21 protein-coding genes are annotated in these 24,260 nt (G+C 52.6%); 15 read left to right on the top strand and 6 right to left on the bottom strand.

Features of this window, described 5'->3' with window-relative positions; genetic code table 11:
- Positions 1–143 precede the first annotated feature (143 nt).
- The 3 genes from ACYVHX_RS01005 (at position 144) to ACYVHX_RS01015 (ending at position 1,849) form a co-directional block, all read left to right on the top strand.
- Entirely contained in the window at positions 144–470 is a 327-nt protein-coding gene (locus ACYVHX_RS01005) for a DciA family protein (RefSeq protein WP_460669729.1), read from the top strand.
- Between the two features lie 6 nt (positions 471–476).
- Positions 477–1,382 (top strand): S66 peptidase family protein, encoded by a 906-nt coding sequence (locus ACYVHX_RS01010; protein ID WP_460669730.1) that lies wholly within the window; start codon positions 477–479, stop codon positions 1,380–1,382.
- Between the two features lie 104 nt (positions 1,383–1,486).
- Positions 1,487–1,849 (top strand): four helix bundle protein, encoded by a 363-nt coding sequence (locus tag ACYVHX_RS01015; RefSeq protein ID WP_460669731.1) that lies wholly within the window; start codon positions 1,487–1,489, stop codon positions 1,847–1,849.
- A 103-nt stretch (positions 1,850–1,952) separates the two neighbouring features.
- On the opposite strand, the gene ACYVHX_RS01020 is transcribed toward ACYVHX_RS01015, so the two are convergent.
- Entirely contained in the window at positions 1,953–3,299 is a 1,347-nt protein-coding gene (locus ACYVHX_RS01020) for an amidohydrolase (RefSeq protein ID WP_460669732.1), read from the bottom strand.
- A 207-nt stretch (positions 3,300–3,506) separates the two neighbouring features.
- Between ACYVHX_RS01020 and ACYVHX_RS01025 the strand changes: the two genes are divergently transcribed.
- From ACYVHX_RS01025 to ACYVHX_RS01045, 5 genes are all read left to right on the top strand, one after another.
- Positions 3,507–6,578, top strand: a complete 3,072-nt coding sequence (locus ACYVHX_RS01025; RefSeq protein ID WP_460669733.1) for a SusC/RagA family TonB-linked outer membrane protein — start codon at positions 3,507–3,509, stop codon at positions 6,576–6,578.
- A 52-nt stretch (positions 6,579–6,630) separates the two neighbouring features.
- Positions 6,631–8,121, top strand: coding sequence for a RagB/SusD family nutrient uptake outer membrane protein (locus tag ACYVHX_RS01030; protein WP_460669734.1), 1,491 nt, complete (start codon positions 6,631–6,633; stop codon positions 8,119–8,121).
- Between the two features lie 292 nt (positions 8,122–8,413).
- Positions 8,414–11,545, top strand: coding sequence for a SusC/RagA family TonB-linked outer membrane protein (locus ACYVHX_RS01035; RefSeq protein ID WP_460669735.1), 3,132 nt, complete (start codon positions 8,414–8,416; stop codon positions 11,543–11,545).
- Positions 11,546–11,568: 23 nt separating this feature from the next.
- Positions 11,569–13,050, top strand: a complete 1,482-nt coding sequence (locus ACYVHX_RS01040) for a SusD/RagB family nutrient-binding outer membrane lipoprotein (RefSeq protein WP_460669736.1) — start codon at positions 11,569–11,571, stop codon at positions 13,048–13,050.
- 27 nt (positions 13,051–13,077) lie between these two features.
- A complete protein-coding gene (locus ACYVHX_RS01045) occupies positions 13,078–13,581 on the top strand; it encodes a hypothetical protein (RefSeq protein ID WP_460669737.1) in 504 nt (167 codons plus the stop codon).
- A 115-nt stretch (positions 13,582–13,696) separates the two neighbouring features.
- Here the strand turns inward: ACYVHX_RS01045 and ACYVHX_RS01050 are convergent, their stop codons facing one another.
- From ACYVHX_RS01050 to ACYVHX_RS01070, 5 genes are all read right to left on the bottom strand, one after another.
- Positions 13,697–14,620, bottom strand: a complete 924-nt coding sequence (locus ACYVHX_RS01050) for an SMP-30/gluconolactonase/LRE family protein (protein ID WP_460669738.1) — start codon at positions 14,618–14,620, stop codon at positions 13,697–13,699.
- Between the two features lie 47 nt (positions 14,621–14,667).
- On the bottom strand, positions 14,668–15,387 hold the full coding sequence (locus ACYVHX_RS01055) for an SDR family NAD(P)-dependent oxidoreductase (RefSeq protein ID WP_460669739.1): 720 nt from the start codon (positions 15,385–15,387) through the stop codon (positions 14,668–14,670).
- 178 nt (positions 15,388–15,565) lie between these two features.
- On the bottom strand, positions 15,566–16,009 hold the full coding sequence (locus tag ACYVHX_RS01060) for a MarR family winged helix-turn-helix transcriptional regulator (RefSeq protein ID WP_460669740.1): 444 nt from the start codon (positions 16,007–16,009) through the stop codon (positions 15,566–15,568).
- Positions 16,010–16,343: 334 nt separating this feature from the next.
- Positions 16,344–17,276, bottom strand: a complete 933-nt coding sequence (gene ctlX, locus ACYVHX_RS01065) for a citrulline utilization hydrolase CtlX (protein ID WP_460669741.1) — start codon at positions 17,274–17,276, stop codon at positions 16,344–16,346.
- An 18-nt stretch (positions 17,277–17,294) separates the two neighbouring features.
- Entirely contained in the window at positions 17,295–18,758 is a 1,464-nt protein-coding gene (locus ACYVHX_RS01070; protein ID WP_460669742.1) for an arginine deiminase family protein, read from the bottom strand.
- 202 nt (positions 18,759–18,960) lie between these two features.
- Between ACYVHX_RS01070 and sufC the strand changes: the two genes are divergently transcribed.
- From sufC to ACYVHX_RS01105, 7 genes are all read left to right on the top strand, one after another.
- Complete coding sequence (gene sufC / locus ACYVHX_RS01075) at positions 18,961–19,716, top strand: Fe-S cluster assembly ATPase SufC (protein ID WP_460669743.1); 756 nt, start codon at positions 18,961–18,963, stop codon at positions 19,714–19,716.
- Positions 19,717–19,808: 92 nt separating this feature from the next.
- Entirely contained in the window at positions 19,809–21,128 is a 1,320-nt protein-coding gene (sufD, locus tag ACYVHX_RS01080; protein ID WP_460669744.1) for a Fe-S cluster assembly protein SufD, read from the top strand.
- Positions 21,129–21,273: 145 nt separating this feature from the next.
- The gene (locus ACYVHX_RS01085; protein WP_460669745.1) at positions 21,274–22,512 is read left to right on the top strand and encodes a SufS family cysteine desulfurase; all 1,239 of its coding nucleotides are present in this window, start codon (positions 21,274–21,276) and stop codon (positions 22,510–22,512) included.
- A 95-nt stretch (positions 22,513–22,607) separates the two neighbouring features.
- Positions 22,608–22,859, top strand: coding sequence for a type II toxin-antitoxin system RelE/ParE family toxin (locus tag ACYVHX_RS01090; protein WP_460670406.1), 252 nt, complete (start codon positions 22,608–22,610; stop codon positions 22,857–22,859).
- The gene (locus ACYVHX_RS01095; RefSeq protein ID WP_460669746.1) at positions 22,856–23,305 is read left to right on the top strand and encodes a SufE family protein; all 450 of its coding nucleotides are present in this window, start codon (positions 22,856–22,858) and stop codon (positions 23,303–23,305) included. The genes ACYVHX_RS01090 and ACYVHX_RS01095 overlap by 4 nt, the downstream gene beginning before the upstream one ends.
- A gap of 11 nt (positions 23,306–23,316) precedes the next feature.
- Entirely contained in the window at positions 23,317–23,628 is a 312-nt protein-coding gene (locus ACYVHX_RS01100) for a DUF59 domain-containing protein (RefSeq protein WP_460669747.1), read from the top strand.
- Between the two features lie 164 nt (positions 23,629–23,792).
- Positions 23,793–24,218 (top strand): BrxA/BrxB family bacilliredoxin, encoded by a 426-nt coding sequence (locus ACYVHX_RS01105; protein WP_460669748.1) that lies wholly within the window; start codon positions 23,793–23,795, stop codon positions 24,216–24,218.
- The last annotated feature ends 42 nt before the right edge of the window (positions 24,219–24,260 follow it).

Consider the following 24,260-nt stretch of genomic DNA (forward strand, 5'->3'; position numbering starts at 1 on the left):
CTGGCTAAAACCGACCCGTCGTTCTCCCATTCTTTTCAATCCTCCCGCCCTGCAACACCCGTTCCGGGCGCTAAAATTTTTCTGAGTCCCGCTTGCCATTCCTTCGGGTCGTTCGTTACCTTTGTAATAAGACACCGTTCCGTATGGCCCAATCCTATCGCTTTGACAAAGATAACGCGTCCCGGCGCGCGGGGGCGGTTGCCCTGAAAGATGCCATCGGGCAAATGTTGAAGTCGTACCAACTCCAAACCCGCTTCAACGAAACGTATCTGGAAGCCTTTTGGGAAAAAATGATGGGCAAAGCCATTGCCTCCCGCACCAATCGGCTCTACGTCAAAGACCGCAAACTGCACATCGAAATTAATTCCGCTCCGCTCCGCAGCGAATTGGTCATTGCCAAGCAAAAAATGATTCAGCTCATCAACCGCGAAATGGGGGCCGACGTGCTGGAAGATGTCATTTTCATCTGATTTACCTTGATACGTCCTCCTTTTTTACAAGCCGGCCAGCGCGTCGGACTCATGGCCATGGCCAGTCGCCTGGATTACGAAACGCTGGAACCGGCTTTCCGCATTCTGCGCGACGACTGGCAGCTCGAAGTGGTTGAAGGCGAATCGCTCCAAAGCAGTTATTACCAATTTGCGGGGGATGATTTTGTGCGCGGGCGCGATTTGCAGCAGATGCTCAACGACCCGAGCATCCGGGCGGTTTTTTCGGCCCGCGGAGGCTACGGCAGTTACCGGATTCTCGACCAGCTCGACTTCACGCAATTCCTCGACCACCCGAAATGGATTGTCGGCTTCAGCGACATTACGGTTTTGCACTGCCATTTGCACCGCCTGGGCGTTCAGAGTCTGCACGCCATTATGCCCAAACTTTTTGGCAACGAGGGAATAAAAGAGTCACTCCAAACGCTGCGTCAATGCCTGTTTGGCGAAACCGTTGCGCCGTATACGAGTCCGGCCAACGCGCTCAACCGGCCCGGAACCGCCACGGGGCCCTTGGTTGGCGGCAACCTCACACTGCTCACGCACACCCTGGCGACGCCCTCCGACATCGACCTGACCGGCAAACTGCTGTTCATCGAAGACATTGACGAAACGTATTACTCCACCGATCGCATGATGATTCAACTCCGGCGTTCCGGCCGTCTCCGCGGTTTGGCCGGTTTGATCGTGGGGCAGTTTACGGAAATGCGCATCAACGAGTCGGCGCCTTTTGGTAAAACCGTGTATGAAATCATTGCCGAGCAGGTGGCTGGTTTCGGCTTCCCGGTTTGCTTCGACTTCCCGATCGGCCACGTTGCCCGGAACCTCGCCCTGCCAATCGGGCAGGAAGCGGTGCTGGAGGTGACAGACGCGGGTGGGGTTTTGCGGTTTTAGCCGAAATGATCAATGTAGAAGTGACCGTTCTGCTTGGCAAACGTCTAACGCAGTAGAAGTTATCAATATCGAATAATGAATGTTGAATAGCGAATACTGAAAGAATGACCGAGCGGAAATTTGACCTGGAGGATCGACTTATCAATTTTTCGGCAGCGATAATAACCGCTGTGGAAGAACTACCGTTGACAAAAGCTTCGAGTCATCTTGGCGGGCAGCTTCTGCGATCAGGTACTGCTCCAGCCCTTCATTACGGCGAAGCCCAGAGCGCTGAATCGCAAAAAGATTTCGTTCACAAGATGAAAGGAGCGCTCAAGGAACTCCGCGAATCCCGCATCAATCTACGAATCCTCGAAAAAGTAAATTTATTAGGCCCGTCCGGTTTTCCCACGTTGACAGAGTGTAACGAACTGATACGGATTTTTAAGAAAAGCATCGACACCGCAGAACGCAGCCTGCAAAAATAGGCTGTTCTTCTAGAAAGATTCATTATTCATTATTCATTATTCATTATTCATTATTCATTATTCATTATTCATTATTCATTATTCATTATTCATTATTCATTATTCATTTTTTCTTCCCACTCGCCGTAGCGCCGGCTCCTTTCCACTGTTCCATATAATCCACCGTCAGGTGACAAAGTGATTTGACGCCCAGGCCAAAACCGCTTTCGTCGATGTGAAAATCCGGGGTGTGGTGCGGAGCGGCATTCTCCAGTTTCTGTCCTTTGGGCATCCCACCCAGGAAAAAGAAAAAACCGGGCACCTTCTGCTGGAAAAAGGAAAAGTCTTCGGCTCCGGTATCGAGCGGGCGGATAATTACCTTGTCTTTTCCGGCCACGGCTTCGAGCGTTGGCACCATCTGGTCGGTCAGGGCGGGGTCGTTGTAGGTTACCGGATACATCACGTCAATTTTAACATCGGCTTTGGCCCCGGCACTTTCCGACACATGCGTCGCAATTTCGTTGATCCGGCGGTGGATCGTTTGCTGCATTTCCGGCGTGAACGAACGGATGGTCCCGATCATGTTTACTTCTTCCGGAATGATGTTTTGCCGAATCCCGCCGTGCACCGCGCCAACCGTCACCACCGCCGGGTATTCCGTAATTGGCAGGTTCCGGCTGACGATGGTTTGTAGCCCCATCACGATCTGGGAAGACGTCACGATCGGATCGACCCCCGACCACGGAGCCGCCCCGTGCGTTTGTTTGCCTTTCACTTTGATGCTGTAAAAATCAACGGCGGCCATCGTGGCGCCCGGGCGGTATTTAATCGTTCCGACTTCGGTTTGGGAATTGATGTGCAGCCCAAAAATGGCATCGACTTTCGGATTTTCGAGCACGCCTTCTTTCACCATCAACTGGGCACCGCCCTCTTCCCCCGCCGGAGCGCCCTCTTCCGCCGGTTGGAAAATAAACTTGACGGTTCCTTTGAGATCGCCCTTCACACCTGCCAGGACCTCGGCAACGCCCATCATGATGGCAACGTGCGAATCGTGTCCGCACGCGTGCATGACGCCGGTTTTCTGGCCGTTGTATTCGGTCGTAACCGTCGATTTAAAGGCCAAATCACCCCGCTCGGTCACGGGCAAGCCATCCATATCGGCCCGCAGCGCCACGACCGGACCCGGTTTTCCGCCCTTCAAAATACCGACGACCCCAGTTTTGGCAACATTGGTTTTTACGTCGATTCCGAGCGAATGCAGGTGGGCGGCAATTTTGGCCGAGGTCTGAAATTCACGATTACCCAATTCCGGATTCTGGTGAATCTCCCGGCGCCAGGTCACCACCTTTTTCTCGACACCATCGGCCAGTTTATTCATCTGGGTTTTCAGGGGTCCTTGCGCGTAGGTAGCATACGACAAAAGGCAAAAAACACCAAAAAGTAAGCAAACTATTCCCGTAGTTATTTTCATAAGACCAATTCAAACAGATTTCCAGTGATTGTCAGAATTTTAGGTTTATAAGCAATGGTAAAACTTTTTTAATGAAATTTTAATACAACCGTATTGTAGAATCAATTTTTGAAGCATTTTTGCAAATAACCTAAACAAATATACAGATTTATGAAGAAATTCTTACCATTTCTATGGGTGTGGTCTGTCCTCTTGTCGCTACCTGGCTTGGCTCAGGACCGCACCATCACCGGCAAAATCACTTCATCCGACGACGGCTCTCCGCTCCCCGGCGTTAGCGTTCAACTCAAAGGTACCAGCCGGGGCACCAACAGCGACGGCGACGGCACTTACCGCCTGACCAACGTACCGTCCAATGCACGACTGGTCTTCAGCTTCATCGGTTTTTCTTCGCAAGAAGTCGAAGTCGGAAACCGTTCCAATGTAAATGTCACCCTCCAGATCGATGCCACCAGCCTCAGCGAGGTGGTGGTTGTGGGCTACGGGACCCAGAGTAAAAAGACAATAACCGGTGCCGTGTCATCAGTAGGCGGGGAAAGCATCGCCAACAAACCGGTTCAGAGTTTTGATCAGGCGTTGCAGGGGCGCGCGGCCGGGGTGAACATCATCACGCCCAACGGGGTCCTCAATAACGCGCCGGTGATCCGGGTACGCGGGGTTTCGTCCATCAACGGCAGTTCCTCTCCGCTGATCGTCATCGACGGGTTACCGATTAACTCCAATGACAACGTGTCGGCAGGCGGTTTTACGGTGAACAACCCGCTGGGCGACATCAATCCGTCGGATATTGAATCCCTGGAAATCCTGAAAGATGCCTCGGCCACGGCCATCTACGGTTCGCGCGCAGCCGCCGGGGTCATTCTGATCACCACCAAAAAAGGCAAGGAAGGCCGGGTTCAGGTAGCTTACGACGGCTGGGTCGGCGTCACCAAACCGTTCCGCCTGTTCAACATCCTGAATGCCCAGCAGTACATGGATTACAAGAATCTGGCCGCCCGCAACGCCGGTTTGCCGGACCAGTTCTTCCCCACCATCAATGCGGATGGCAGCGTAGCCGACACCGATTGGTACGACGTTATTTACCGCACCGGAACGGCTCACAACCACAACCTGAGCGTCAACGGCGGGACCAAAGACACCAAATACGCCTTCTCGGTGGGCTACACGAACCAGGAAGGGATGCTGAAACAGAATTCCTTTAACCGGATGACGGGCCGGATGAACATCTCGCACCAGTTGAACAAAGCCATTAAACTGGGTGCTAACATCACGCTGGCCAACAGCAACAACCAGGCGCCCAATACCGGCACAACGGGGGCCTTCAGCACGGGCGGTTTGGGCCGTCTGCCGCTGGTGCTGGCCCCGAACCTGGCTCCCCGCAACCCCGATGGTTCGTACAACATCAACCGCGCCGGTAACAACATGGGCCTGGGCAAAAACCTGGTGGGCGCCGGTGGCTATTACAACCCGCTGCCGGACCTCGAACTGAGCCGGTTTACATCGGAAAACAACCACCTGATCGGGAACATCTTCGCGGATGTTAACCTGTTCAAAGGGCTGTCGTTCCGGACTTCCTACGGAATTGATAACACGACCGTTGAAGACATCGACTTCCGCAACAGCATCCACGGCGAAGGCGGCACGGCGGGTGGTCAGGCGTTTAACATTTTCACCAACATCAAGCAGTGGAACTGGCAGAATTACTTTACGTACGATCTGCAACTGGGTAAAAACAATGCCGCCGTTGTGGTTGGTAACGAAGTACAGCAGTACACCATCAACCGCTGGGGCGGGGCGCGGCAGGGCCTGTCCGATCCGTTCTTTACGTCGTATCAGGGCAACTTCACGAGCAACCAGCCGCCGTCGGGCAATTTCCAGAGTCAGAACGGCCTGGTTTCCTATTTTGCCCGTCTTGATTACAATTACGACCAGAAATACCTGCTGACCTTCAATTTCCGCCGGGACGGGTATTCGGCCTACGCGCCCGGGCAGAAATACGGCAACTTTCCCGGTGGATCAATCGGGTGGCGGGTCTCGGAAGAGGATTTCTGGAAAAATTCCCTGGGCAAAGTAGTCAATGAATTCAAAATCCGGGCCAGCCTGGGCCGCGTCGGCAACGCCAGCATCAGTGATTTCGGCTCGTTAAGCCTGTTTAACTCCGGTTTGTACAGCACCGTGCCGACGTTCTTCTTCGCCCAGGCCGGAAACGCGGCTTTGCGGTGGGAAAGCAGCACCAGCACCGACGTCGGTATTGCCTTCGGCTTGTTCAGCGACCGGATTACGGGCGAGCTGACCTATTACAACAAAAACGTCACCGACCTCGTCTTGCCCGAGCCGCAGGCGCCCTCGCGCGGGATTCCGAACAATTTTATCCTGACGAACATTGGCTCGATGGTCAATTCCGGTATTGAACTGGCGCTGACGTCGAACAACCTGACGAAAGGAAAATTCAACTGGACGACCAGCTTCAACCTGTCGACGCTGAAAAATGAAGTGACCTCGCTGGCCAATAACAACGCCGACATTCTGGCCAATACCGGCGGTCTGGAAAGCTCCAACATTGTGCGGGTCAACGAGTCGATCGGCAGCATCTACGTGATCCGGACGGACGGCGTCAATCCCGCCAACGGTCGCCGGATTTTTATCAACGCCAAAGGCGAGCGTGTGCAGTATGACCACTCGGCTCCGGCGGCCAGCCGCTGGACGTATGTTGATAAGGACGGCAACGCGCCCGCTATTTCCGGCACGGACCGGGTGGTGGTGGGAGCCGCCCTGCCGAAATGGTACGGCGGTCTGGACAATACCTTCAGATACGGCAACCTGGAACTGGGTGTTTTTCTGCAATTCTCGGGCGGCAACGTGATTTACAACGGTACAAAAGCCGGTTTGCGCGATCAGCGTCCGTGGAACAACGACGTGGGGGTGCTGAACCACTGGAAACAGGCGGGTGATGTAACCGATGTGCCGCGCCCGGTTTTGAACGATAACATCTCCAACGGTTCGGCCAACCCGATTTCCGAAAATGTTGAAAAAGGTGATTTTGTCCGGGGCCGCAACATCCTGCTGGCGTATACCTTCCGGAACGACCTGCTGCGGAAAGCCAATCTGTCGTCGATTCGGGTGTACGGTCAAGTTCAGAACGCTTTCATTATCACGGGCTACACGGGCGCTGACCCCGAAATTTCGACCAACCGGAACTCCAACACGGCACCGGGTGTCGACCGGAACTCGGTACCGCAGGCGCGGACGTTCACCGCTGGTCTGAGCCTCAATTTCTAACCGACCGTTTAACGGACTACGGATCACTTTTAAACGGTTAACACGATTTTCCATGAAAAAACATACATCGTTTCCTTCCATAAACCGGCGGACCCTGCTGAAAACCGCTTTGTTTTCGGTGCTTCTGATGCCTGTTGTGACCTCGTGCAGCGAGGAAGACATCCTGAATCCCACCCCACTGACCAGTCTGGCCGACGTGGAAGCTTTTTCCAACCCTGACCGGGTATTGGCGCAGGTGAATGGCTTGTATGCCAGCGTCAAGAACGGTCAGTTTCTCGGCGGGCGGTATTTTGTTTACGTTGACGTTCGGGGGGAAGAATTTCTGAACGTGAGCAACAACGGGGTGACGGCGCTTCAGACCTGGAACCACACCAACAACTCCGGCTCGAACGAACCCACCAACCTCTGGAATCAGGCCTATCTGGCCATCAACCGGATGAACCTGTTTCTGGAAGGCATCGACGCCAATCCCAACGTGGTCGATGCGGCTTTGGCCAGCCAGTACAAGGGCGAAACCCGGTTTTTGCGGGGGCTGACTTACCTCTCGATGATTCAGTTGTACGCCCAGCCCTATACCAAGAACAACGGCAGCAGCCCCGGTTTGCCGCTGCGCTTAAAAGGCGAAGTGGGAACCGGAAACAATGATCTGGTTCGCAGTTCGGTGGCGGATGTGTATAAGCAGATTCTGGAGGATCTGACGTTTGCCGAGCAAAACCTGCCCGCTACCTACGCCAGTGCCGCGCTCAACACCACGCGCGCCCACAAAAACACGGCGATTGCGCTGAAAACCCGGGCGTATCTGGCGATGGGCCGTTATGCCGACGTGGTGACGGAAGCCGCCAAAATTGTTTCGGCCACGGCGCCGTACCGGGCCGCAACCGGGGTTGCTCACCAGTTGCAGGCATCGGTCGCGACGGTTTTTTCGAACTACACCACCACCGAATCCATTCTGTCGATGCCGATGAGCAGCAATGATTTGCCCGGCACGCAGAACGGTTTGGCCAGTTATTACATGCCCATTGTCGGCATTGGTGACTACAGCCTGAATCCCAACGCCATCCTGGCGAGCCCGGCTTTCACGGCGACCGATGCCCGGCGAACCAGTTTTGTGAAGAATGATTTTACGGGCGATGCGGGCCGCATCCGGCTCACCAAGTTCCCGACCGGGCCGCAGCACAGCGATTATGCCCCCGTTATCCGGTACGCCGAGGTGCTGCTCAACCTGGCCGAAGCCAAAGCCCGGCTGGCGGCTGGCGTCGATGCCGACGCGCTGGCGTTGCTCAACGCCGTCCGGGGTCGGTCGGCCCCGACGGCGGTTTATACGACCCTGGCCGATAAAACCGCCCTGGTTGATGCCATTTTGCTCGAACGCCGGATTGAATTGCTCGGCGAAGGTTTCCGCTCGAATGATTTGCTCCGCCTGAACCTACCGTTACCGGCGAAAGCCAACATTCAGGCCGTAACCGTTGATGCGTCGGTGTACATCTGGCCCATTCCGCAGGGTGAACTAAACGTCAATAAACTGGCCGAGCCGAATCCTTAATTTTGGATAAAATGGTCTGATTATTGGGCCAGCTCATTTTTAAAAGCCTTCCGGTAGCAAAGACGATTCGATGGTTTCGGATCAGAATTGCCGCCGGAAGGTTTGTTTTTTGCGAATAGAAAAGATTCTAATCAACAAATCGATAACTCCCTTGTAATCAAATATCTATTTGAAGGCTATCTTAAGTATGTCTAAAAAAAATAATGGAGAACTACTTATTTGGTTTATTTATTGCGGATATAAAAGTATTTTTGCAACCATTTTAATAGTTCATCCAAACAATAACCTATCTATGAGAAAACGTTTAGCTGGATTCTGGCTATTGTGCGTGCTTTTTGCCCTGCCCGCATTAGCTCAGGACCGGACGGTGACTGGTAAAGTCACCTCATCCGACGACGGCTCCTCCCTCCCCGGTGTGAGCATTCAATTGAAAGGTACCAGCCGCGGTACTACGACCGATTCAGACGGAAACTACAGTCTGCCCAATGTTCCCAACAACGCCCGTCTGGTGTTTAGCTTCATTGGAACCGCAACGCAGGAGATCGAAGTCGGCAGTCAGACCACGATCAATGTCCAGCTCAAATCCGATGCCAGTCAGTTGTCCGAAGTCGTCGTAACGGCCCAGGGTATCGAACGCGACCGCCGTTCACTTGGTTATTCCACCCAGGATGTTCGCGGTGAGCAACTGGCCCAGCGCTCGGAGCCTAACGTCCTGAACGCCCTGCAAGGGAAGCTGGCCGGGGTCAACATCACGCCTTCCAGCGGTGCACCCGGCGCGTCAACCAACATCAACATTCGCGGAATTACGTCGTTTAACGGAAGCAACCAGCCGCTGATCGTGGTCGATGGCGTTATTTTCAACAACGACGTCAACCGCAACCCGAACACGGACAACTCGCTTTTCAGCGCCCCGGCATCCAACCGTCTGGCCGATATCAACCCGGAAAGCATCGAGTCTATCAACGTGCTGAAAGGCCCCGCAGCCTCGGTTTTGTACGGTTCGCGGGCGTCGGCCGGCGCCATTGTCATCACGACCAAAACCGGTCGCAACCTGAAAGGCAAAACGGAAGTAACGGTTAATTCTTCCTTCAACATTCAGAATGTATACGGTTTACCGGCCCTGCAGAACGATTACGGACAGGGTACGCAGAACAACTTTGTCAACACGTCCGGGAACTCCTGGGGCCCTAAATTCGGCGGTAACTTAACTCAGGTTACCACGCTTCAAGGCGCTACAGTTCCGTATCAGGCGTATCCGGATAACGTGACCGATTTCTACAAACAAGGCAATGTCTGGCAAAACTCCATCAACATTGCTTCGGGTGACGAACGGCGGAATTACATCCTGACCGTTGGAAACACCCTGCAAAAAGGGATTGTACCCAACACCAAATTCGACCGGACCAACATCCAGGTCGGTGGTGAGTCACGACTGCAGAATGGTCTGAAACTGAGCAGCACGGTCACGTACGTCAAAACCGCCCAGAACGGAACTCCGGTCGGAAACGGCGGTAGCGCCTTTGGTCAGCTTACCCGGATTCCGCGGAGCTTTGACCTGATCGGTTCACCATACCAGGATGCGCAGGGAAAGAGTATTTACTACTCGACCACGCAAAACCACCCGCTCTGGAGTACCTACAACGAAACGATGCAAAGCCGGGTAGACCGGGTTTTCGGTAACTTCCAGGCTGGGTATGACATCACCAAGTGGTTGAATGTGTCGTACCGCGTCACGGCCGATACGTACACGGATCGTCGCAAAATGAGCTTTGCCATCGGATCAGCCCGGGGACCGGCCGGTCAGATTGTCGAAGATATGTTCTTCCGTTCGGAATTGAATGGTGACCTGCTGATCAACGCCCACCAGGATAATATCTTTCTGGAAGGCCTGAATGCTACGCTGTTACTGGGCAATAACATCAACCAGCGGAGAGATCAGAACACCACGCTGTCGGCTCAGCAATTAACCATTCCGGGCTTCTACAACGTTAGCAACGGGTCGGTTTTTACCGCCAGCCAGGAAAACAACACCCTGCGCCGGTTGGTCGGTTATTACGGTCAGCTGGCTTTGTCGTACCAGAACTACCTGTTTCTGGAACTCTCCGGCCGGGTTGACCAGTCGTCGACGCTGCCCAAATCGAGCAACACCTACTTCTATCCGGCAGCCTCGGTTAGCTTCGTGCCGACCGACGCCTTCAAAATCAACTCGGATGTGTTGTCGTACGCCAAAGTCCGTGCCAGCATTGCCCGGGTGGGGCGGGATGCCGATCCTTATTTGCTGAACTCGGTTTTTGTGGGTTCCAGCTACGGGAACAATGCCGCCAGCATTACCTTCCCGATTTCGGTGGGTGGTGCCAGCTTACCCGGTTTTGGCCCCAGCACCCGCATTGGTAACAACAACCTGACGCCCGAGTTTGTCCGTTCGTATGAATTTGGTCTGAACGTCGGTCTGTTCCGGAACCGGGCCAGCATCGATCTGGCCTACTTCGACACGCGCAGTACGAACCAGATTTTCAACGTTTCGGTTTCCAATTCAACCGGTTATGACACCCGCACGACCAACGTTGGTGCGCTCAGTAACAAGGGGATCGAATTGATTCTGAACACCACGCCGGTTCGTTTGCAGAACGGTTTCAAGTGGGATCTGCTGCTGAACTTTACCCGCATCCGCAACAAAGTGGAAGAAATTGCGCCGGGTGTTACGCAGTCGCCGATCACGGGCGGTGCCTTCACCGGGATCAACCCATCCATTGTGGTCGGACACCCGTATGGCGTCATTGTCGGAACGGCCAACGCCCGCAGCCCACAGGGTGACTACCTGATCAACCCCAACACGGGTTTGTTCGTACCGGGAATTGCCGGACAGGTTATCTCCAACCCGAACCCGAACTGGACCGCCGGTTTGAACAACACCTTCAGCTACAAAGGCTTGTCGCTGTCGGTTCTGTTTGACACGCGCCAGGGTGGTCAGTTGTACTCGTTCGGTGCGGTTGACTTACGGGGTCAGGGCCATTTGGCCGTCACCGGAGTTGACCGGGAACAGCCCCGCATCTTACCGGGTGTTATTGAAGTAACCAATGCCGACGGTTCGAAATCGTATACGCCGAACAACATTCAGGTTAGCTCGCAGAACTACTGGGCCAACCTCGGTGGTCTGGCTTCGGAAGCAGCCGTTTTCGACGCGACCGTTTACCGCCTGCGCGAAATCGCACTGAACTACAGCATTCCGGCCAACCTGATTGGTAAAACGCCATTCGGGGCTATTTCGGTAGGGGTCAGTGGCCGTAACCTGTGGTTCTATTCACCCAATTATTTCGGTGATCCCGAAACCAACACGCAAGGTGCCGGTAACATTCAGGGACTTGATTTGAACGGTATTCCCAACACGCGGAATTACGGGGTCAACCTGCGGTTTACGTTTTAATCACCTTCATCATTATTCTGACAATGAAGCTCATCCATTATAAAAAATTTCTGTTGGTGCCCCTACTGCTTTCCATGGGTGCCTGTAGCAACTACCTCGACGTCAACGTGACGCCGAACAACCCGACGGAGGTGACCCCCGCCGTTCTGCTGCCGTCGGCCCTGGCGGGCTCGGCTTTTGCCAACAATGGCGAACTCAACCGGTTTGCGTCGGTGGTGGTAAACTACCTGTCGGGTGCGGGTGGAAGCCCGGCTACCTGGGATCGGTTCAATACCAACGGTGCCGATTTTGGCAACCAGTGGCGTTTCGATATCTACGGCGGTGCGCTGGTGGGTTATCAGAAACTCATTGAATCTGCCGACCAGCGGAATGCGAAAATCTACACCGGTATCGCGAAAATCATGAAGGCGTATACCTTCAGCATGGCAACCGATATTTGGGGCGACATTCCGTATTCGCAGGCGTTGCAGGGCGAAGCGTTTATCCAGCCCCGGCTCGACAAGCAGGAAGATATCTACAAAGGCAATCAGTCGCTGGGCATTCAGAGTCTGTTTGATCTGGTCCGCGAAGGCATTAAAGACCTGGATGCGACTACCACCCCAAAACCGGGTGCTGAAGATATCGTTTACGCCGGGAACGTCGAAAACTGGAAACGCGCCGGTTATACGCTGATGCTGAAAATGGCCAACACGATTAGCGACAAAGAACCGGCGCTGGCGAAGCAGATCATCACGGAGGTCCTGACCACCAACCTATATATCACCACCAACGCGCAGGATCTGAACGTCAAATTTGGTAGCAGCGTCGGCAGTACGAGCGCCATCTGGAACCTGGCGGTTTTTGGCTCCTTCAGCAATGAACTGATTCTCAGCACGCGTTTCCTGAACGTGCTTCGTCCGAGTGCGACGGATGCGTCTAAAACCGACCCGCGTCTGCCGGTTTTCTTCACCAAACCGTCAACCGATTACGTAACCATCGACAACGGCTACAACGGGGTTCTACCCACGCCAACGACCACCTGGTCACGGTATGCGCCGTACATAACGGGTACGCAGGGCGAAGGGCCGGTCCGGTTGGTAACCAACTTCCAGCGGGCGTTCATTCTGGCCGAATCGGCGCTGATCCTCGGCACGCCGGGTGATCCGCAGACGCTATATACCGAAGGCATCACGGCCTCGATGAAGCTGGCCGGTATCACGGATGCCGCCATTGCGGCTTACCTGACCGCCAACCCGAACGTGGCGACCCTCACGGGAACAAACGAACAGAAACTTGAGCAGATTATCACGCAGAAATGGATTGCCTGGACGGGCAACGGCCTGGAGTCGTGGAACGACCTGCGCCGGACCGGTTATCCGCGTCTGACCGCTTCGCAAAACGCCGTAGGGGTTGATGGAACCCGTCCGGTGCGCGCGGCTTATATCACGCAGGAAATCGAGCGGAACCCTAATTTCCCCAATCCGGGTCCGCAATCCAACGTAAAACTGTGGTGGGATGTTGATTAATCGCTCATTCGTTAACTGACTATTATCATGAAAAAAATAGCGTTTCAATTTCTTTTGCTTTCCGTGATCGTGCTGGCCGGCGTTTCCTGTAAAGACGATTACGTTTACAGCGATCTGGTGCAGGACAACCGGCCGGACGTACCCGTGACCTACACGGGGGCCACTACCTACGGTTTTGATCCGTATTACGAAGTTTCGACGGCAGCCGGTGGTAACATCAAAGTCACGCTGTCGATTCCGGCTTCCAGCGGGCGGACCATCAAGGAAATCACCCGGGTAGCGGCTGGCGCCACCAGCATCAACGTAGCTACCTTGAACGCGGTTGCTACCAACTACATCGCGGCTCCGATTGCCGGAAGCGGTACGACAGTAGACTTCACCACCACGATCAAAGATTTTGCGGCAAAACGGCCCGCCGTGCCCATTACGCCAGCAACCCCGGTTCGGGAAATTGCGTTTATGTTCCTGGTCACACTGGACGATGGCTCCCAGATTGTTGCCCAGCCGGTTCGCATCCGGATTCTGGCATAAACCATTCTGCCTGTCATAAAAAAACCGCCCTTGATCGGGGCGGTTTTTTTATGCTTTTATTGCTATCGGATCTCGATTCTTTAAATCGGATGGATACATCCCGCTTGCTTCCGTTCTATTCCACCCCTTTCACCTGCATGTCAAGGGTATAAACCGACTCCGTGGCGGTGATGAACAGGGTCTTTCGGTCTTTACCGCCGAAGCAAATGTTCCCAACCCAGCGCGACGGCACCGGAATGTTCTGAAGTTTTTCGCCCGCCGGACTGTAAACCGTCACGCCCTTGCCACTCAGATAGATATTTCCCTGCTGATCGATTGTCATTCCGTCCGACCCCTGCTCCACGTACAACTGGCGATTGGTTAGAGAACCATCATCGTTGATCTGGTACTTGTACGTTTTGCTGGCCCGAATGTCGGCCACGTACAAAAATTTACCATCGGCCGTTCCCACAATCCCGTTGGGCTGCATCAGATCGCCATCGACCACCACCGGTTCTTTTTTCCCTTTGGGCAGATAATAAACCTTCTGGCCTTCGATATCCGGTTTTTTGCGCTCCCAGTAATCGCGTTGGTAATACGGATCGGTGAAATAAATACCGCCTTTCGGGTCAATCCACAAATCGTTGGGGCCGTTGAGTCGCTTGCCTTCAAAACCGGTCAGTAAAACCGTCACTTTCCCTTTCGGACTAATCGACCAGAGTTCGTCTTTCTCGTCGGCGCAGGCAATCAGATTGCCTTTTTTGTCAAAATACAGGCCGTTCGACCGACCGGTTTTGTCCATGTATAAGGATAGTTGGCCGTCGGTATCGTATTTCCAGATTTTATCGTTGGGCTGGTCGGTGAAATAGATGTCGCCTTTTTTGTTGACGGCCGGTCCTTCCGTAAATTTAAACTGACTGGAAATCTGCTTCGGTGTTGCTCCCGGCGCGGTTACTTTGACGGAATCGGCTCCACCCGCAACCAGCCCGCTGCTGAAACTTTGGAACGCACCCAGCATCAACGCGGCCAGAAGAAAACCGGTTTTTCGACTCAGATTCATGGAAATGGGATTAAGGTTCAGGAATACGCAAAGATAGCAGATTCCGTTTACCACGGCACCTCCCGTTTGTCTTTCCAGAACTTCCCGGTCTCGCTCAACGGAGCTTCCGTCGCCAGCCAAACGGCGGTTTCGGCGCCTTTTTCCAGCGATCGGTTGGCACCGGTGCCGCCCATAGCGGTTTTCACCCAGCCGGGATTGACGCAGCTCACGGCTATATTTTTCCCCACCAGCGCAGCCGAAAATTGTCTGGTCATTGCGTGTAAAGCGGTTTTGGAGAGACTGTAAGCCGGATACCCATCGCGCATGTTCGAGAGCGCACCCAGATCACTGGTCATGTTGATGATGCGACCGCCAATTTTGCTTTTTTCCAGAAACGGCAGAAAGTCCTGAATCACCATGATGGGTCCCAAGAGATTCGTTTTGAGCGTGCGCTCCAGTGATTCAATGTGCAGTTTGCAGATACTAACGTGCCGGTCGGATTCTTCCAGAATTGCGGCATTGTTGATGAGTACGTCTAAATGATCCGCTTTTTGGGAGAAGGCTCCGAAAGCGTTTTTGATGCTGACCGGATCGGTAACATCCATATGAAGGAAAACAGCCTCGTAGCCTTGTCCACATAATTCCTGAACGGCGTCCCGGCCTTTTTCTATATCGCGGGAGGCCATGAAAACCGCATAGCCCTGCTTACACAATTGTTGCGAAATTTCTTTCCCAAGTCCACGGTTGGCCCCGGTTACTAAAGCAACTTTCTCGTGATTGGTGTTCATAATTTCAATGATTGAATCATAAAACTGTCGTCGGTTTTCTGCTGTCGCATTACCCCATCAATTCTACAATTCAATCATCGAAATTGTTTAAAAAACGTCTTCTATTCCCGCGTTGGGCAACCGATTGATCAGTGCTTTATCAAAACCGCCCTGGTCCAGGAAACTGTCAACAAGGCGTTTAAGAATCTTTTCCGAGTGCTTTTACCGCTCCGTAGATCATGTCCGTCATCCGGCGGGAACTTTCATCGCCCAAAATTTCGGCATACCGACGCATTAAATTATCCCAGGCTTTCTTGATGTCGGGCAGCATTGCAATTCCTTTTTCGGTTGCATACACCAGCGTGTGTTTCCCTTCAATCTTCCGCTCCACCAGTTTCTTCAACTCCAGCTTTTCAATCAGTCGGGTGATGGTTGACGGCGTCAGGTGTAATTCTCCACTCAATTCCTTGGGTTGAATACCGGGGTTTTCGATGGCTTCTTTCAGCACAAAAGCGTGAGATGCCGTCAGGCCCAACCGGCCGAATTCATCATCAGAAATGTTGGTCATTACCCTCGCCAGGGCATTTGCCGTGAAATTCAGGCAATTACTGTACTTAGATACACGTTTTTTCTCTGCGATCATGATTGCTAGGGTTTAAAAAACACAAAAAGATTTTTGTAACCGATTTATAAATATAACGAACTTAGCTAAAATTAGTTTGTCAAAGCAATTGTTTTTTAGCCCGCCATTGGATTGCTGCCAACTTATTAACACAAATGACACTAGTTTATCAGAGAATTCAAAAAGCCGAAATAGTTGTTGATACAATTAAATTATTAAACGGTATATTAGATTCAATCTAATCGGGAATTTATCCTATTTTTCGGAGATTATCTGATACTATTCAATTCGTGAAAGGACCCGGTTTTTTCACATGATTTTACGTTTATATTATCGAATTATAATCTGATCGGCATCATTCTTTACTGGGTAAATGGATTTCGGCCATCATGCAGCGCGCCGACCCACCTCCGTGTCCTTCGATCGTCGACAGGTCAAAATGGAACAAGGTAGCAAAATCATCCAACTCATCGCGTTGCCGGGCCGTCAGTGCCTGAAAAGCCTGCGTTGACATAATAAGCAGTTTTTGTCCCTTCCGAGTCATGACCAGCAACATGTTTCCCGCAAAGTGCGCCATCTGATCCAGCGTGATGTCGATCACGTGTTTTCCGCTGTTCACCAGCGACTGCCGAATCATCAGCCGCTCGTCGGGGTCAGCAATGGCCGCCAGACACACAATCGCAAAAACATCGCCAATGCACATCACGACGTTGGTGTGGTAAACCGGGATTCCGGCCCCATCGACCGCCGAAAATGTAACCACCTTATAACCGGTCCGGTTGCTGAATTCGGCCAGCACATCGGCGTTGGTCCGGGGCGATAAACAGGCGTAAGCGACCCGTTTCATGCGGTCGAGCACCAGGCTGCCGGTTCCTTCGAGGTATTTGCCTTCCTGCTCAAACTGCGTCAGGTCGATGATCTTGGCAACCTGGTATTTTTGGGCGAGGTCATCGACAATATCCAACCGCCGTTCGAGCCGGCGGTTGGGGGCCTGCATCGGGTACAACACCACCGTACCGCTGTAATGGAACGATACCCAGTTGTTGGGAAAAATAGAATCCGGCGTATACGGTTCGGGCGTATCTTCGTAAACAATGACGTTGACGCCGGCCGCGGTCAGCTGCCGGGCCATTTCATCAAACTCCCGAAGCGCGTTGTCCTGCGCAAGCTGCCGGTTTTCCCTCGCCAGCGCGCTGTTCTGAAACGCATTGCTCTCGGCGGTTTGCTCATTAAAACCAAACCTGACCGGCCTGATCATGAGTAGATTCGATGTCGTCTGTGATTGCATAGGGTTAGGCTAGTTAGTTTATATCTCGGCCCGTAACAAGGGCAAACTCATGCAGTGGGAACCGCCCCGCGCCCGCGACAATTCTGCCGAGGGCAAGAGAATAAAGGTATTTTCGAGCGTTTCCGGATCGGCCTCTCCGCGCTCAAACCGTTCCAGCAAATCGACCGCCTGAACCGTCTCAAAACCGGCCTGCCGAAAGGCTTCGAGGGTTTTATCGTTTCGGTCGTACCCGATCACCACGCCGTCTTTCAACGCCAGCAGATTACACGAGTCCGTCCACTGTTCGCGGGCGCCAAACGGAAACTCATTGTTGCCGGAATAGATAAACCGCACGGGTTCGGTACACCCCAGATCGTCCCGGCTAATGGCCGCCAGCAAATCCTCCAGGTTTTCAAACGAAACCGGTTTGTGCTCCGCCCCTTTGGTAAACTGAATAATCCGCAGATCTTCCGACGCATCTTTCGGCGCCAGAAAATGCAGCAGATCCCGTTTCCTGGCTTCATCGCCCGTGCGGCCCAGCGACCCCAGCAACACCCAGACGTTGCGTTTGACCTGCGTAAAAATCGTGTCGATGTGCATGTAATCCCGTTTTTTGGGAATCTGGATAATCGTCACTTTTTCCACGACTTCTTTTTCAAACAGCAACCGGATCACCTGCTGGGCGGCATAGAGCGTTGTTCGTTCACTGCACCCGATCAGCAAATGGTTTTGGGCAACCATCATCACATCACCGCCTTCGAGTGTCGAGCGCGTGAGGTCGTGGCTGCTGTCGTTGTCGGACAGCAGAAAATGATGTTCGTTGTCCGGAATTTCGATGATTTTATCCCGGTAGCGGCTGAACAAGGGGTGATAGAAAAAAATATACTGCGCCAGAAGCGCTTCCCGGGTTCGGGCCAGCTTGGCCGGTTTATTCAGCAGAATATGGCTGTTGATCACAATGCCAATGTCGCGCGTGAAGATGAAATTCGGCAAGGGCGCAAACAACATCGCCCGGTTGGGCAATGATCCGGAAATGAGAATCTTGGATAATTCGACCGGTTCAAAGGTATACAACTGATTCTGAATGTGAAAGCTACAGCGCTCCACGGCGCAAATGCCCGAAATCAGCCGGGTTCGGATGACCTCATCTTCCAGAATCTCGGTCAGCAGGAACTGGAGGTCGATCACGGCATCGGAACGGAAATAGGCCGGATGGTCCGGTTTGAAAAAGTTTCGTTCAGCATCCCCGGTGATTTCGGCGAGCTTGCCGCGAATTTTATCCGGGTCCAGAAAATAGAGCAGAATCTTTACGTAGTAATCATATTCGTCTTTGCGCATCGTCTCCAGATGCACGATGTCCTCAAAAAGCCAGTCCTGCGCTTTGGAAGGAATGACTTTTCCCAGCCCCCGGTCGGGGCTGTGAATCAGCAGGCGTTTCAATGCCCCCACTTCCGATGTCACCCTGATTTCCTGCGTGCGAGCCTGCTGAGTACCATTTTGCATAGAACCAATGACCAAAACGTGTTTACTTCTTCGAATTGCAAGGTAAGGCTTTGGGTAGTGAAAAAAAAAGCCGGATCGAATACGCAAACGAAATCCGGTGAGCGTCAACTTTTAACGACTCTAAATTGTTATCAGATCGTGTAGCTTACACGACATCTCATTACCTTTGCGGTTTAATTAAAAGAGTAATCATCCTTCCGTTATGCTAACTATTAGCAATTTACAAGCATCCATTGGCAGTAAAGAGATATTAAAGGGTATTAATCTGGACGTCAAAGCCGGTGAAGTACACGCGATTATGGGGCCGAATGGTTCCGGCAAAAGTACGCTGGCGTCGGTGCTGGCCGGTCGTGAAGACTACGACGTAACCGGCGGAAGCGTCACTTTTGGCGGGAAAGATCTGCTGGAAATGGGCCCGGAAGAACGGGCGGCTGAAGGCATTTTTCTGGCGTTTCAGTATCCGGTTGAAATTCCGGGGGTCAGCACGACCAACTTCCTGAAAACCGCCATGAACGAAATTCGGAAATACCGGGGTCTGGAACCGCTGGATGCCGTTCAGTTTCTGAAGCTGATGAAAGAAAAGATGAAGCTCGTCAACATCGACCAGTCTTTGCTGAGCCGGTCATTGAACGAAGGGTTTTCGGGTGGGGAGAAAAAACGGAACGAAATCTTCCAGATGGCCATGCTCGAACCGAAACTGGCGATCCTGGACGAAACCGACTCGGGCCTGGACATTGATGCGTTGCGGATTGTGGCCGAAGGCGTCAATCAACTGCGTTCGCCGGAGCGGGCCACCATCGTGGTCACCCACTACCAGCGCCTGCTCGACTACATCGTTCCCGACTACGTTCACGTTCTGTACAAAGGTCGTATCGTAAAATCCGGCCCGAAAGAACTGGCGCTGGAGCTGGAAGAAAAAGGCTACGACTGGATCAAAGCCGAAGTAGAAACGGTTTAATTTTATAAGTATGGATGCTGCGTGATGGATTGACTGGCCAACGCTGACAAGTTTCAATTCATACTGCCTCATTCATAACTCCTCATTCACGAATGACTAATCAGCCCAATAACGATCTCAAATCCAAGCTGTTGGCCGATTTTCGGACCTCCGAAGAACGGATGAACGGGGCCAGCAAGTCGGCTTTGCACCAGGTTCGGCGCGAAGCCCTCAACCAGTTCGACCGTCTGGGTTTTCCGACTGTTAAGCACGAAGAATGGAAATACACGAATGTCAACAGTTTAATTAAAGAGGTCTTTGAATTCAACGCGGCCTCGCAAATTACTGCCGACGATCTGGCCCAACTGGAAGCATCGCGCCTGGAGGGGAATGTGCTGTATTTTGTGAATGGCCGGTATCAGCCCGAACTTTCGAAAATTGTCAGTCCGGCGGAGCAGCTTTCGATCACCCCGTTGACGGAGGCCATGAAAACCATGCCGGATGTGCTCGGCCAGTATTTTGCTAAATATGCGGACTACCAGGATAATGCCTTTACGGCCCTGAACACGGCTTTTGCTGATGAAGGCGTTGTGATTCAGGTTCCGGCCAACACCACCGTGGAAGCGCCGACCATTCTGCGCTTCATTTCCGATGCCCGGCAGATGAACGTAGCTTCGCAACCGCGTAACCTGTTCATTGTCAACAGCAACGCGGAGGTCAAAGTTGCCGAATCGTTCCGGACGCTCGGCGATCAGGCCAGTTTTACCAACGTAGTGACGGAAATTGTGCTGGCTGAGGAGGCCCGGATGGAGTATTACAAAATCCAGAACGAATCGGACATGGCCTACCACATCGGCACAACGCAGGTGGATCAGAAAGACAACAGCCATTTTTATTCGGCGACGGTAACGCTGGATGGCGGTTTTATTCGCAACAACCTGAACATCACCCTCGACGGTTCGAACTGCGAAGCGCACATGTACGGTTTATATTTCCCGAACGGCCGCCAGCACATCGACAACCACACGCTGGTGGATCACCAGAAACCGAATTCGCACAGCAACGAATTGTATAAAGGGATTCTGGAAGACCGGTCAACGGGGGTTTTCAATGGCAAGATTTTCGTCCGGCAGGACGCCCAGAAAACCAACGCCTATCAGTCGTGCAAAAACGTGGTGCTTTCGAACGAAGCCACGATGAACACCAAACCGCAACTGGAAATCTTTGCCGACGACGTCAAATGTTCGCACGGTACCACCACCGGCAAGCTGAACGAAGAAGCCCTGTTTTACATGCGTTCGCGCGGGATTCCGAAGGAAGAGGCCCAGTCGCTACTGATGTACGCCTTTGCGGAGGATGTCATCCAGAAAATCAAAATCAACGCCCTGCGCGAGCAGATCGAGCGCCGGATTCAGGCCAAGCTGGCCCGGTAGAAAATATCGACGAACAGACGTTGCCTAACGAATATCGAAACGAAACTTCAGTATTTGTTAGGCAACGTCTATTTGTCGATATTCCTTTTTCTAAGCACCATTTCCCGCCATTTCGTGTTATTCTTTGACAGATTATCCTGATTTTATGCAAATCGCCCCACACGAAATTCTGAATATACAAGCCATTCGCCAGGAGTTCCCGATTCTCGATCAGGTTGTGAACGGTCGGCAACTGGTGTATTTTGATAACGCGGCTACAACGCAAAAACCGCTGCCGGTTCTTAACGCGCTGGCCCGGTATTACGAGGGCTACAACGCGAATATTCACCGCGGCATTCATACGCTGGCCGAGAAGGCCACGTCGGCGTTTGAAGCGTCGCGCCGGGCCATTCAGCAGTTTCTGAATGCGGCTCACGGCGAAGAGATCATCTTCACGTACGGCACCACGGACGGTATTAATCTGGTGGCGCAAACGTACGGTCGGCGGTTTTTACAGGAAGGCGATGAGATCATCATCACCACCATGGAACACCACTCGAACATCGTGCCGTGGCAGATGCTGTGCGAAGAAAAAGGCTGTGTGCTCAAGGTGATTCCGATCGACGACAACGGCGATCTGATTCTGGAAGAATACGAAAAGTTGCTTTCCGAACGAACCAAATTCGTCTCGGTGGTACACGTTTCGAACGCCATGGGCATCATCAACCCGGTGAAAACCATCATTGAAAAAGCCCACGCCGTCGGTGCGAAAGTGCTGTTGGATGGCGCGCAGGCCAGTTCCCACATCGACATCGACGTTCAGGAGCTGGATACCGATTTCTACGTCTTCTCGGCGCATAAGCTCTACGGCCCGACGGGCATGGGCGTGTTGTACGGCAAACGGGATGTGCTGAATTCGATGCCGCCCTGGCGCGGTGGTGGCGAAATGATCAAGGAAGTGACCTTTGAAAAAACCACCTACAATGATCTGCCGTATAAATTCGAAGCCGGAACGCCAAACATTGCCGACGTTATCGCGGTGTATGCCGCGCTGGAATTCATCGACCGGTTGGGTAAGAAAAAAGTGGCGACTTACGAACACAGCCTGCTCGAATACGCCACCGACGCCCTGAAAAGCATCGATGGTTTGCGGATTATTGGTCAGGGACAGGAAAAAATCAGCGTAGTTTCGTTTGTTTTGGAGGGGATTCACCACCAGGACACCGGCGTCATTCTCGATCAGCAGGGCATCGCCGTCCGGACGGGACACCATTGCGCCCAGCCGTTGATGCGCCGGTTTAACATTACGGGAACCACCCGGGCCTCCTTTGCGGTTTACAACACAAAAGAAGAGATCGACCGGCTGGTGCAGGGGTTACACCGGGTTCAGAAAATGATGCTGTAATCGTAATCCGAACCATCCATCCTTACGACAACCACGATCCTTGAAGCTTTTCAGAACCTTCCGCCGAAAATCTCACGGGATGAAGCAAAAGAAGAATTTCAGGATGCCTTGCAGTACGATTCCACCCCACTTTAGGCTATGCCGAACAGTGGGTTGATGGATTAGACAGGAAATTGACGCTTTGGGTTACTGGTCCCGAAATGGGTCGGATTGTGCCGGAGAAAGGCACCGGTTTTTTTCGTAAAAGCGTAGTCGGAAAGTACAGAGTACTGTACCTTTATCTGCACAATAAAATGACAATCCTAGCCATCAGGCATTCCGCCGGTGAGCTAGACCAAATAGAATGACAATCAACGAAAAACAGGACGAAATTATCGAGGAGTTCGATCTTTTTGACGATCAGCTCGATAAGACGCAATACATCATTGATCTGGGCAAAAAATTACCACCCATGCCGGGACAATACCAAATGGATGCCAACCTGATCCGGGGTTGCCAGTCGAAAGTATGGTTGCATTCCGAGATGCAGGACAACACGGTACATTTTGAAGCCGACAGCGAACCAACGGCCCAGATCAGCAAAGGTTTGGTGAGTTTGTTGATCCGGATTCTGTCGGGCGAAAAACCGGAAGCCGTTGCCCAGGCCGACCTGTATTTCATTGAGCGAATCGGATTGAGTACCTTAGTAACGTCCCGACGCGCCGGTGGGCTGGCTTCGATGATTCAACAGATGAAACAATTTGCCGGCGCACAAGCGGGCCAAAACCAGACTGCCAGGCAGTCAACGCTTTAATGGAAACTGTCATGAACGAGTCCGAACTGAAAGAAGAAGTCGTCAAAGCCCTGAAAGAAGTGTACGATCCGGAAATTCCGGTCGACGTTTACGAACTGGGGCTGATTTACGAAATCAAAATATTTCCGATCAACAACGTTTACATTCTGATGACGCTCACCTCGCCCTCCTGCCCGTCCGCCGGAACGATTCCGGGCGAGATCGAAGCCAAAGTCCGTGGCATTGAAGGCGTCAATGATGTAAGCGTTGAATTAACGTTCGATCCGCCTTACACGACCGAAATGATGTCGGAAGTCGCGAAACTGGAATTAGGATTTATGTAAAATGAACGATTGAATGGTTAAAAACGGTTTTACCGGTTGAATGGCCCGTCTGGTTCAAGGATCGAAAACCATCCAGCCAATTTTCACCATTCATCCATCAAACCATTTTTACCAATCCAGCCATTTAACATTAACCATTTACTGTACACTTTAATCGTAATACAATGTATCCTCCACATTTGGTTGCCCCGATGAAAGATGAGCTGCTCAGCGTCGGGTTCGAGGACCTCAATACGGCTGAGAAAGTTGATGAGGTCATGGAAAACGCCGAAGGCACCATGCTGGTCGTGGTTAATTCGGTTTGCGGCTGCGCGGCCGGTGCGGCTCGCCCGGGCGTAAAAGCGGCTCTTGCCCTGAGCGACCTCAAGCCGGATAAACTGGTAACCGTTTTTGCCGGGGTCGATTTTGACGCAACAACCCGGATGCGCGAATATCTGCTGCCTTATCCGCCGTCATCGCCCTCCATCGGTATTTTCAAGGATGGCGAGTTGGTCCACTTCATCGAGCGGCACCACATCGAAGGTCGTTCGGCGCAGATGATTGCGCAACACCTGGAAATGGCGTTCGAAGAGTTTTGCGAAAAAGCCTAAGTAATACGTATTCAGGCAAAAACCGGTAAAGCCACTTTACCG

The sequence above is a fragment of the Larkinella ripae genome, assembly GCF_054780775.1.